This window comes from Shouchella patagoniensis, from assembly GCF_002019705.1.
GTDB classification, from domain to species: domain Bacteria; phylum Bacillota; class Bacilli; order Bacillales; family Bacillaceae_D; genus Shouchella; species Shouchella patagoniensis.
This window is the reverse complement of record NZ_KV917377.1, coordinates 3,927,684-3,939,596: the sequence shown is the minus strand read 5'-3', so window position 1 is coordinate 3,939,596 and position 11,913 is coordinate 3,927,684. Positions and strand designations below refer to the sequence as shown.

10 protein-coding genes are annotated in these 11,913 nt (G+C 40.4%); all 10 read right to left on the bottom strand.

The features are described from left to right. Position 1: 1 nt before the first annotated feature. The 10 genes from BK584_RS20375 to purH all read right to left on the bottom strand — a co-directional run bounded on the left by BK584_RS20375 (position 2) and on the right by purH (position 11,913). Positions 2-925 carry an ABC transporter permease gene (locus BK584_RS20375; RefSeq protein ID WP_078394286.1) on the bottom strand — a complete coding sequence of 308 codons (924 nt, stop codon included), beginning with the start codon at positions 923-925 and terminating at the stop codon, positions 2-4. A gap of 14 nt (positions 926-939) precedes the next feature. Continuing rightward, entirely contained in the window at positions 940-1,857 is a 918-nt protein-coding gene (locus tag BK584_RS20370; RefSeq protein ID WP_078394285.1) for an ABC transporter permease, read from the bottom strand. Positions 1,858-1,906: 49 nt separating this feature from the next. Further along, the gene (locus tag BK584_RS20365) at positions 1,907-3,460 is read right to left on the bottom strand and encodes an ABC transporter substrate-binding protein (protein ID WP_078394284.1); all 1,554 of its coding nucleotides are present in this window, start codon (positions 3,458-3,460) and stop codon (positions 1,907-1,909) included. Between the two features lie 682 nt (positions 3,461-4,142). Then, on the bottom strand, positions 4,143-5,225 hold the full coding sequence (locus BK584_RS20360) for a Gfo/Idh/MocA family protein (RefSeq protein WP_078394283.1): 1,083 nt from the start codon (positions 5,223-5,225) through the stop codon (positions 4,143-4,145). Position 5,226: 1 nt separating this feature from the next. Continuing rightward, entirely contained in the window at positions 5,227-6,099 is an 873-nt protein-coding gene (locus tag BK584_RS20355) for a sugar phosphate isomerase/epimerase family protein (protein WP_078394282.1), read from the bottom strand. A gap of 394 nt (positions 6,100-6,493) precedes the next feature. Beyond that, positions 6,494-7,822: a hypothetical protein gene (locus BK584_RS20350; protein ID WP_078394281.1), complete on the bottom strand. Its 1,329-nt coding sequence runs from the start codon at positions 7,820-7,822 to the stop codon at positions 6,494-6,496. A gap of 125 nt (positions 7,823-7,947) precedes the next feature. Then, positions 7,948-8,556, bottom strand: a complete 609-nt coding sequence (locus tag BK584_RS20345) for an NDxxF motif lipoprotein (RefSeq protein ID WP_078394280.1) — start codon at positions 8,554-8,556, stop codon at positions 7,948-7,950. Continuing rightward, positions 8,553-8,900, bottom strand: a complete 348-nt coding sequence (locus BK584_RS20340) for a DUF1700 domain-containing protein (protein ID WP_169871415.1) — start codon at positions 8,898-8,900, stop codon at positions 8,553-8,555. The genes BK584_RS20345 and BK584_RS20340 overlap by 4 nt, the downstream gene beginning before the upstream one ends. A 195-nt stretch (positions 8,901-9,095) precedes the next feature. Beyond that, positions 9,096-10,361, bottom strand: a complete 1,266-nt coding sequence (purD, locus tag BK584_RS20335; protein ID WP_078394278.1) for a phosphoribosylamine--glycine ligase — start codon at positions 10,359-10,361, stop codon at positions 9,096-9,098. A gap of 19 nt (positions 10,362-10,380) precedes the next feature. Then, positions 10,381-11,913 (bottom strand): bifunctional phosphoribosylaminoimidazolecarboxamide formyltransferase/IMP cyclohydrolase, encoded by a 1,533-nt coding sequence (gene purH / locus BK584_RS20330; protein WP_078394277.1) that lies wholly within the window; start codon positions 11,911-11,913, stop codon positions 10,381-10,383.

Below are 11,913 nucleotides of genomic sequence, written 5' to 3'. Positions count from 1 at the left end.
CTTACCGGCGGCTTTGACTGCGTGGATCAAGAACATCACGGAGCCAATCGCCGAGAAAAATAATCCCTAATACGGCTCCTGTAATCGCTAGCCCTGGAAACGTAGCAAGCCACCAACTAGTCGCCAAATAATCACGCCCGTCACTTAGAATTCCTCCCCACGAAATATCAGGAGACTGAATACCTAATCCTAAGAAACTTAAAGATGCTTCTAAGATAATTGTTGTTGCGACACTTAAAGTAGAAATGACAATAAAGGAAGATGCAACATTAGGCAATAAGTGTCGATACATGATGACCCGATTCTTCACACCAATCGATCGAGCAGCTTTCACAAATTCCCTTTCTTTAATGGACAAGACTTCTCCACGCACAAGACGCGCATAATTCACCCAGTTCGTTACTCCAAGCACAAAAATTAAGGTCCATACACTAGGCCCAAACACACTTAAAATAACAAGTGCAAATAAAATATTCGGAATGGATAAAAATGAATCAACTAAACGCATCAAAACGGAATCTATCCAACCACCGTAAAAACCAGCAACAATTCCAATTGTGACACCAATGATTCCCGCAACGACTACCGAAGCAATACCAACAAGCAGAGAAATTTGCGACCCGTAAATTATTCGGCTTAATATGTCCCGCCCTAGATTGTCTGTCCCCAAAATATGTTCGCTTGTACCTCCTTCAATCCACATCGGTGGCTGAAACATGTTTATTGCATTGATTTCGTTTGGATCATGGGGCGCTAAAACACTAGCCAGAGCAGCCATTAAGATAACAGCAACGACAATGATAAAACCTAACGTACCTGTTTTACTTCGTAATAAAAGCCGACTCCAACGTTTCAATGAATGTCTTTTAACTGGACTACCTAAGCCTTGTTTCCCTGGAAACTGGGGTTCAGTTTGTAATGCCATGTGTGCGCCCTCCTTTAATCGTATTTGATCCGCGGATCTAACAGTCGGTAAAGAATGTCCGCGAGCAAATTCATTAATATGACAAGAATTGCAATTACAAACACACACGCTTGAACAATGGCCATGTCTCTTGTGTTCACAGCTTGAATTAGTAATTGCCCAAGCCCAGGCCAGGAAAATACAGTTTCCGTTATTAATGTCCCGCCAACGACCGTTGACGTTTGTAATGCAGTGATTGTAATTAATGGAATTAATGAGTTACGGAATGCATGTTTATAAACAACAAAGCCGTTACGAATTCCTTTGCTTTTCGCTGTTCGGATGTAATCTTGATTTAAAATTTCAATCATGTTTGAACGCAGCAGCCTTGTAATTTCCGCAGCAATTCCAGTTGCAAGTGTAATTGCTGGCAGAATTAAATGAGCAAACGTCCCTCTTCCAGACACCGGAAACCACCCCAGTGATACTGAGAATAATAAAATGAGCATAATACCAAGCCAAAAATTCGGCATTGCTTTTCCAATAACCGCTCCTCCTGATGCTAGCAAGTCAAGAGGTGAGTTTTGCTGAGTAGCGGACCATATGCCAAGTGGAATGGCTACTGCTACAGCAATAATCATAGCAGCTATAGCTAATTCTAAAGTTGCTGGAAGTCGCTCAAGCACAAGGGGCAAAGCACTTGTATTGTAACGAAATGACTCACCAAAATCCCCCTGCACTAAATTAAGCAAATAATGACCGTACTGCACAATAAACGGTTGATCAAGTCCCAAGGAGGCAGTCAATTGCTCAATATCTTCTTGGGAAGCATCGTCAGGCAACATTAATGCAACTGGATTGCCCGCGATATAGACGAGCGCAAAAATGATAAACGAAATTATTAGTAAAACAGGAATAATTTGCGCAAGGCGCTTCAATAAAAATGAGCCCACTCAGTATCCTCCTTTTTTTGGTAATGGCCAGGTTTCCCGGCCATTACCGTTAATTCTTTGTGATAGATGGGACATAGATCATTTCATCCATTGCTGGTGTAAAATCAATCCGATCGTTGACGCCATAGTTGACTGTTTCTTGATGAAGCATAATATGGGGCATGTCCTCGTCAGCAATGCGTTGAATTTCTTGAATTTGTTCTGCACGTTCTGCTTCGTCCATATTTACTGCTGACGCTTCAAGCAATGAATCGATTTCCTCGTTCTTATAATCTGTTTCTCCCTCAAAGCGATTCGAACGATACCAATCTACGCTGTATGCACCGTCAAACATTGAATTACCTAAGCCAATCAAATAAGCGTCTTTATTGGTTCCAGCTTGACGCATTTCTACAAAGTTACTCCATTCCATAAACTCAACGTTCACTGTCACATTTATCGCTTGTAGCATACCACCAACTAATTCGGCAACTTCAGCATCTTGCAAATACCGTCCACGAGGAGAATGCAATGTCATTTCAAAGCCATCTGGGTAACCAGCATCTTCCATAAGCTGCTTCGCTTCCTCCACGTCATAATCATACGTATCATATAAAGACTCTTCTGCTCCAAAATTACCAGGGGCAATCCTCGTCTTCGTAGGAACCCCCCCTCCTCGAAGTGCACTTTCTGTAATCGCTCCATTATCAATAGCTAAGTTAAGTGCTTGGCGAACACGTACATCAGACGTAGGGAACCCTTCTGTCGCTCGAAGAATTAACATCAATGTCCGATTAGAAGTTTCCGTTTCCATCGCTGTACCAGCGTTTCCATTTACTCGATCCCAATCCGCGGGAGGCACATTGACTGCGATATCAACCCCTCCGGTTAAAATCTCAGATACACGAGTAGAGTTTTCTGGAATAACTCGAAAAACAACCTCATCCCATTCCTCAACTGCTCCCTCGTAGTAATCGGCATATGGTGTTAGAACAATTTGAGAATCGCGTACCCACTCTTCAAATTGATACGCCCCTGTACCAATCGGATTAGCCAAAAAATAGTCCCATCCTTCTGCCTCAATGTACGTTTTTGGTAGCATGCTCGACCCTAGTCTTGATAAGCGATGTAACAAAGAAGGTTCAGGATCATGCGTTATTACTCTGAATGTTAAGTCATCAATAATTTCAACTTCACTAATTTGATTATAATTTGGGTATTCTTGCAACGTATCATCCGTCGCGACTCGCTCAAGTGTGAATTTAACATCTTCTGACGTTAGTGGATCCCCATTATGGAATGTAACTCCTTCTTTTAACGTCATTTCAACCGTTAATTCATCTACCTGTTCAAATGTCTCTACGAGTTCCGGTTGAATGTTATTGTTTTCATCTCGTTTAAATAAATAGTTAAACATATTATCGTGCACGGCTTCAGTGGACGTATTATTATGGTCGTGGATATCAAATGTCACTACATCCGTACCTAAAGCAATTGTTAACGTCTTGTTATCTTCGTCAACCGAAGCTGCTCCTTCATCAAGAGAGCCCACTTCCTCATCCCCTCCACTACACGATGCCAATAAAACACTTAAACTTAAAATTAGCGCACTTGCTTTTTTCATGTTGTTCCCCCTCTTCATTCCATAATGCTTTCTCACCAATATGTTTTTATCTTCGCCACTTCATTTTAATATCTATTTTTAAATAGTATTATTAGATGGCTTCCAAAGATCTTACACATGAAAAGAAAGTTAATCACGAGTATATACACTTTAAATAATTCAGTCAATTAATTTTTTATTTATTTTAACTATTATAAAATTATATTAATAAAATATATTCTTTCGAATTTAGACTTAAATAAATATTTTAAATACAATACCAAAATAACTTATATCATGATTCCATAATGACCCTCCCTTATTTTATTTATGTTTATTTTCATATTCGGTGTAAAGATATAAGTTTTATCTGTGTTTAAAAATTTTACAATCTTTCTTAAAACGAATTTCATTTTCACTATACTAAAGTAACGTATTAACCCTTCACGGTGATAAAATATATTTTTTACTCACCTAAATAATCAACTTTTTAAAGTTTATGAAACTCGCGCGTATACGTAAAAAATCGAAAACACTTTATGAAAACAAATGATGCTTATCCGTCGCTCAAAATAAAATAAGGGTAAGGGATCAACCGATCGATCCCCTACCCTTACCAAATTCAGTCAGTACAATCATTCAATCTATCTCAAAATTGATCTCGTGCTAGTATTTAGTAAATGATCCTATGAACCACTCCTGCTTAAACTGAGTGTGGAAACTCTTCAAAAACAATTTCTTTTTGCTGCTCACTAGCTTCATAAATACCACATAGAATCTTCATCATTTCTATACCGTCTTCAACTGGACTTCTTGTTTCTTCTTGTCCTTGGCACACTTTAAGAAACCAATCAATCTCGTTTTGAAAAGCTTGACGCACATCTAGTGTGGTCGTGTCGACTTGCGGTAAAATGTTCAGCATCGTGTTGTATTTCTCCGATACGAGCTCTAATTTAGGTTCCAACACTGCTCCACCTTTTGTTCCATAAAGTTTTGCAGATACTTCATCTTTCTCAGCGTGAATCGTATAGCTCACATCTACACTCATAGAGGCACCGTTTTCAAAGCGAATAAGGGCATTTGCAAAGTCTTCCACCGAATTTTTTGTAGGGTCGTAATCTGCCGCTTTATAAAATGACTTATGTTCGACATTGGCTCGATTGCCTAAATGGCTATACACATTCCCACTAATAGATTTTACTTTTGGTCGTCCCATTAAATACCAGAGAACATCAATGACATGGATTCCGACATCAAGAAGTGGTCCTCCACCAGAACGTTCCTTATCAGCAAACCATCCTCCTGGGTTGCCTAGCCTGCGGAGGGTGACGCCACGTGCATAATAAATATCTCCTAAATCTCCTTGATCAACAAATGTTTTAATCAGTTCAGTATTAGAGGCATAGCGTCTGACAAAACCTACCTGCAGTTTTTTCCCAGTTTCTTTAACCGCCTCTTCCACTTTTAATGCTTTTTCCACACTTGTAGTTAATGGCTTTTCCACAAGCACATCTTTACCTGCATGCAAGGCATCAATTGTGATCTCTGCATGGCTATTGTTCCAAGTGCAAATGCTGACCGCGTCGATTTCAGGGTCTGCCAACAGGTCTTTATAATTCACATATGTCCGCTTTGCACTATACAACGCTGCTTTTTTCTTTGCCCGCTCTTCATTTAAATCACAGATAGCAATTAACTCTGCCTCATCTGATTCAGCATACGAATTGAGATGCATATCTGAAATACTCCCTGCGCCAATCACACCAATTCTTATTCGTTCACCCATCTTACTTCACCTGCTCTTTCCATAATTGTTTCATTGCATCAAGTCCGAACTTAGCACCTATACGACAGTCTTCCATTCCTTCGAATTCAATGGATACGTAGCCATCATATCCCTTCTCTTGAATGAAAGTCACAATTTCTGAAATCGCGATATCACCTTGGCCTACAATGGCTCCTCGCAAGTAACGACCAGAAGGTGTCCGCAACCAACCTTCCTTAATCGGTAAATCTTCGCTTTTGCGATAATAAAAATCTTTAAAATGCACCATCGAAGCATACGAGAGATTATTTTCCACTCCAACCAATGGATCTTCATCCACACAAAGAAAGTTCCCAATATCAAGGGTCGTTTTAAAGTTCTCCCGATTGACCAAACGAACAAGTCGCTGCACACGTTCGCTCGCCTGAACGTAGAAGCCATGATTTTCGACACTTGTTATAATATTGTATTGACTTGCATAATCGGCAATTTCCTGACAGGCAGCTACAAGCAATGGTAAATCTTCTTCAAAGAAGGCGAGCGATGTCTCGTCAAGCTTGCGACTCGCCACATCATGACGCATTCGCGTAGCACCAAGACGAGACGCTACTTCGACATGCTTTTTTACTGTCTCAATTTCAGTTTCATACTCTTCTATTGTTTTTTGAATAAAGTTTGCACCTACGGCATAGTTAGAAATCTCCAAGCCCCTGGCCTTCGCTCTATTTGCTATTTCATCTATAAGATTAGGATTTTCTAATAGATTAAAGCCAATTGGCACAATTTCAATATGATCTGCTCCCACATCCGCTACATAATCAACAACATCTATAATGGTCATCTCTCCTGATTGTATCGCCTGGTTCAAACTATACGAACTGATTCCTGCTTTCATCCTTTATGCCTCCCTTATATATTTCTTAACTGTTTGTTCACTCACGTTCTGTTGCTAATGGTCTGCGGGATTCAAAACAAATCTTCCCAGTTTTTAATGAAAGCGCACCCAATTATTTAGTTGTGTATCAAGCGAGTTTATAAAATATACTAATCTAAAAAGTCTAAAAAGTATAGTTACAAAGATGTTTTGAGGTCTTAAGGACTAGATGAATCATGTCTCTCGCCAAAGTGCTTGGTTACACATTTCTTGCTCAAGCTTCTGTTTAATTCTTATGTTCGTATCACGAATACAATCTCATATCGAGTAAAAAAAAGACCTAGTTGTAGGTCTTTTCAACTTCGCAGTTATAGTCTCTTTTCTCTAGCCTCATTTAAATAAGTGAACAAACACGTTAAGTGAACAAGATAGCCACACCTACTGCTAAAGCGCCAAATAACAACGCAAATGGCAAGTTCTTTAACATGATTCTATACGGGTTTTGTTCCGTATTTCTAGCTGTCATCGTAACCACAATCCCATAGGGGCTAATTGTGAACGTCGCAAGTGCACTAACAATGTACATAATTGTTAATGCTAAAGACATCGTTGGCGCAAGGATTGGTCCGACGATTTCATGTACAAGCACCATTGAAGCAATTGGATGGATACCGATCATGGCAAGCGCATAGAAGCTAAGCGGAATGCCCATCAATAAAACAATCGGTACATCCTGGAAAACGAGTAATGGTTCTTGAATGAGTGTGAGCAACTCTGTCCCATTCAAAATCCCCGTGAACCAACCTAGCGAAACAAATAAAACAATAAATGGATGAATCCCTTTTGCAAGTTGTTGACTAAACGCAACCTGGCCTTTGTGAACAAATGTCGCCGCTTCTCCCATTAACCTAGTCCATGAGTAAGCGAACAGGGGAATGAGTAAAATGACGGTCATAATGAATGACAATTGCAGCCATTCGCCAATACCAATTACGAGCACCAAAAAGAGTAAAACAGCTAACACAAGGGATTTTTTTGATCGACCTCGTTCTTCCCGAATCTCGATTTCTCTTAATCGACCTGTACGCCACCATTTGTTTTTAAGCAGCTCATATCCTGTCATCATTACTGACAGCAGCAAAAGATAAGGAAGCACACTTACATAACTTTGACCAGTAATACCTAGCGCTGTCACAACCATAATTTCCATTGGCATCCACACAAGTGCCAGTGCATAACCCCGAAGAGTGGTACGGCTAATCAGTCCATCTCGCTTTGCCTTATCCATTTGTTGTAACCGATTATTTAACGTATTTTGTAACAAAGGTAACACAGAAAGATTCATGAATGGGACAAAGCTGTATGTTGTTATAAGTGATCTGTTTTGTAGGGACCCCGTGTTCTTCACTTGCTTAAATAACCAAGATTCTACTTGGCGATCATATCGCAACGTCTCAATCGCCGCTTGCATTAATGGTACAACCGCAACAAACACAACAAGCGTTAAATTGTTTGAGAAAAGAGCGGGTAGTGTACGAAATGCAACATCACTATAAGAAAGCAGAATTGCACCTCCAACTAGAAAAGCGATCCCCATTCCTCGAAACAAACGATTTGAATGGATAAAAGAATAAAAAAGCATAGGTAAAGCAAGCAGTCCGCTTATCCAGAGTAATTGCTCTAAATCAAATGCTAGTGCAATAAACACTAGAAAAAGCACCGCTGCGTAATAAATACGTTGCACCTCTCTACCTCCTGAAAAAACGTATGATGTCCCTTATTATTATACAGGAATGAGCGCAACACAAAAAAGGCAAGCGAAATGGTTCGTCCGCTTGCCTACTCGGTCAAAAAAAGTCTCTCCGAAAATCACTCACGACCAAATGCGATCGTGTCTATATTTTTTTGATCAAGAAACTCCTCTATTTTCTTTTGTTCTCTTCCGTTTACATGATTACTTTCATCTAGTAAGAGTAGTGATTCAATATCTTTTACTATTAATTTCCCATCACTTATATTGTCTACAAGATCATCAATCGTTTCATCCAACTCATACAGATACTGATTTATTGATGTAATGTAAGCACTAATTCTTTTTGACTCTTTTCGATACGCTTCTGGTAAAGTATTGTTTGTAATAAAATCAGCAAAATTTTCATCATTTTCTTTTACAAGCTTGTTAATCTCGTTTAATCTTTCTAATTCACTTTTCGTTAATTCTTGATCTGAATATAAAATTTCCTCAAATAGCGTACTTGCATGAAATAATTCTTCACTGCTGTCTAAATATGTTTTAATACTTGATTTCATTTCTTCTTCATCAATTAAATCATCATTTCTCTCTGATGTAAAAATCGTATTAGGAATTTCTATGTTTCCTGCTTGAGGAATTGTGTCCTCAATAGCTTGACTATTTTCTTCTTGAGAACAAGCACCTAACGTTAACATTATTAGCATGAAATACCAAAGCTTTCTCATATCATCTTCTCCTTGTTCAAGATAGAGATAGTCCACTTTCGTTTTTCATTTAATCGCTTAACCGCGAATTTACCAATATAGTATCCGATAATCGCTAAGAATGAACCTAAAACAACACCTTTTAGTACTTCAACTAATTCCGCTATACCTATTGTATGAAATCCATTCACAAAGCCCATCACCATTAAGATAACAGGTGACAAGATCATTATTGGGACAGCAATGAGATAAGTTAAAATAAATGGCGATAACAATACTAGCATAAAGAAACGAACGAAAATAATCACACAAGATTTAACACCTAATCTCAAAACCATCAATAAAGTCGAACAAATACGATTCATCCTTGTTTTCCCCTCTATTTCATTACTAGAATAAACAGCATTTTTTCTACGCATTTCGATAGACCCATTCATTCACCAGTATATATCATACACAAAATTCCATTAAATGTATATAAAAAACATTAACCATTTAGAAAAATATAATAACTCATAAAAAAACCAGTGCACCCATCCCCTGGCACACTGGTTTGTTTCTTATTTCGCTGATTGCATCGCTTTTTCAGCAATATCTTTTCGGTAATACAAACCGTCACTTTCAATTTTCGAACTCGCTTCATAAGCAGCTGATTGCGCTTCTTTTATCGTTGCTCCAGTTGAAGCCACAAGCAACACACGTCCGCCATTTGTTTGCCACTCGCTAGCTGCTTTTTTTGTTCCTGCATGGAAGACTACCGCCTCATTTGCGGCTGCTTCGATCCCCTTAATGGCAACACCTTTCGCATACGCTTCGGGGTAGCCGATGCTTGCATGGACGACACCAACAACCGCTTCATCGCTCCACTCTAGTTCAACATGCTCGCCGTTTAACAGCTTAAGCATCACTTCGATCAAGTCTGACTTCAACCGTGGCAAAACAACTTGTGTTTCTGGATCACCAAAGCGAGCATTAAACTCGATCACCTTTGGCCCTTCACTTGTCATCATTAAGCCTGCATAAAGAATGCCAGTAAAGGAGCGACCTTCCTCAACCATTGCATTTGCCGCTGGTTGAAGCACTTCTGCTACTGCACGGTCCACATCCGTTTCGCTAAACTGAGGTACAGGGGAATAAGCGCCCATCCCACCCGTATTAGGACCAGCATCTCCGTCAAACGCACGTTTATGGTCTTGTGCTCCAACCATCGGTACAACAGTTGTTCCATTTACAAATGCCATCAACGACAGTTCTTGACCCTCAAGAAATTCTTCCACAACCACTTGTGCTCCTGCCTCGCCAAAAGCATCATCGCATAACACATGAGAAAGGGCACCAAGTGCTTCTTCTTCCGTAAACGCGACAGTGACACCTTTTCCAGCCGCAAGTCCGTCTGCTTTTATAACAATCGGTGCGCCTTCTTGTTTCACATAAGCAGCTGCTTCTTCGTAATCAGAAAATGTTTTAGAAACACCTGTTGGAATTCCGTACCGGTTCATAATATCTTTGGCAAATGATTTTGAGCCTTCAAGCATTGCCGCGTTTTGGCGCGGCCCGAATACGTTGATTTCCTCGTGTTCAAAGCGGTCCACAATGCCCTCTAATAACGGTACTTCAGGACCAATGATAACTAGGTCAACATCACTTTGAATCGCGAATTGCACGAGGGCATCATGATCCGATTCACCGAGCCCTACAATTGTCGCGATTTGCTCCATACCCGCATTGCCTGGTGCGACATAAACGTTTTCCACTAAGCTTGACTGGTGGGCACACCAAGCAATTGCATGCTCCCGTCCGCCACCACCAATGATGAGCACATTCATGAATAACCCTCCTTACGTATTAATGTTTAAAATGACGTACGCCTGTAAAGACCATCGCAATGTCATATTCATTCGCTTTCTCAATGGATTCTTCATCGCGTACAGATCCTCCTGGCTGAATAATTGCCGTAATGCCAGCTTTTGCTGCCGTTTCAACGGTATCACCATACGGGAAAAATGCATCGGATGCAAGCGCAGACCCTTTTGCTCGTCCACCTGCTTGTTCAATCGCAATCGCTGCAGAACCAACCCGGTTCATTTGCCCTGCACCAACACCAACAGTCCTTTCACCATTCGCTAGCACAATCGCATTTGATTTCACATGTTTGACCACTTTCCAACCAAGTTTTAACGCGGTCCATTCTTCTTCTGTAGGTTCCCGTTTTGTCGGGATCCGAATTTCTGCCTCATCAAGTCCATAATAGTCTTCTTCTTGGACAAGCAAGCCACCGTGAATCGACGTTACTTTCTTTTCTGGAGTTCCTTTTTCCATGCCCACTTCCAAAAGACGGAGATTCTTTTTCTTTGTTAAAATTGCTTTCGCTTCTTCACTAAAAGACGGTGCCAAAATGACTTCCAAGAAAATCTCTGCCATCTTCTCTGCTGTTTGTCCGTCTACTTCGCAGTTTAAGGCGACAATTCCCCCAAAAATCGATTTCGAATCAGCCTCATATGCGCGAGTGTATGCATCATACAACGTCGCGCCTGTCCCAACGCCACATGGATTCATATGTTTAATTGCGACTGCGGCAGGTTCAATAAATTCTTTTGCAATTTCTAGTGCGGCATTAACATCATTGATATTGTTGTATGATAATTCTTTTCCATGAAGTTGAACCGCTTTAGCGATGGATGATGTACTACTGGTTTTACCTTCATAGAAAGCAGCTTTTTGATGCGGGTTTTCTCCGTAGCGGAGCGCTTGTTTATGTGTATATGTAATCGTTAAGCTTTCAGGGTTTTCTTCCCCAACTGCTTCTGTTAAATATGTGCCGATCATCGCGTCATAAGAAGCTGTATGGCGGAACACTTTAGCAGCTAGTTTTTGGCGTAATGCAAGCTTTTCTTGTTCGCCTGAATGAAGAGTAGTAAGCACATCATCGTAATCAGCTGGATCTACAACAACCGTTACATGAGCGTGGTTTTTTGCCGCAGAACGGAGCATGCTTGGACCGCCAATATCAATGTTTTCAATCGCATCCGCAAATGTTGCATCTGGATTTGCGATCGTTTCAGCAAACGGGTAAAGATTAACAACAACATAATCAATCGGCGTAATACCTAAGTCTTCTATTTGTTTCACATGTTCTTCTTTATCGCGCATCGCAAGAAGCCCGCCGTGGATGTTTGGATGAAGCGTTTTGACTCGTCCGTCCAATATTTCCGGAAAGCCTGTAATGTCAGAAACATTTACTACGTCTATGCCGGCTTCTTCCAGTGCGCGCTTTGTTCCACCGCCTGTGGATAGGATTTCCACCCCTGCATCTGCTAGTCCTTTTACAAATGGGATCAACCCATCTTTATTCGATACGCTTACGAGTGCTCGCTTCAT

Bases quoted from the DNA above. Each gene is read 5' to 3' on its own strand.
- BK584_RS20375 (WP_078394286.1), bottom strand. From the start codon at position 925: ATGGCATTACAAACTGAACCCCAGTTTCCAGGGAAACAAGGCTTAGGT.
- BK584_RS20365 (WP_078394284.1), bottom strand. From the start codon at position 3,460: ATGAAAAAAGCAAGTGCGCTAATTTTAAGTTTAAGTGTTTTATTGGCA.
- BK584_RS20360 (WP_078394283.1), bottom strand. From the start codon at position 5,225: ATGGGTGAACGAATAAGAATTGGTGTGATTGGCGCAGGGAGTATTTCA.
- BK584_RS20355 (WP_078394282.1), bottom strand. From the start codon at position 6,099: ATGAAAGCAGGAATCAGTTCGTATAGTTTGAACCAGGCGATACAATCA.
- BK584_RS20345 (WP_078394280.1), bottom strand. From the start codon at position 8,556: ATGAGAAAGCTTTGGTATTTCATGCTAATAATGTTAACGTTAGGTGCT.
- BK584_RS20340 (WP_169871415.1), bottom strand. From the start codon at position 8,900: ATGAATCGTATTTGTTCGACTTTATTGATGGTTTTGAGATTAGGTGTT.
- purD (WP_078394278.1), bottom strand. From the start codon at position 10,361: ATGAATGTGCTCATCATTGGTGGTGGCGGACGGGAGCATGCAATTGCT.
- purH (WP_078394277.1), bottom strand. From the start codon at position 11,913: ATGAAGCGAGCACTCGTAAGCGTATCGAATAAAGATGGGTTGATCCCA.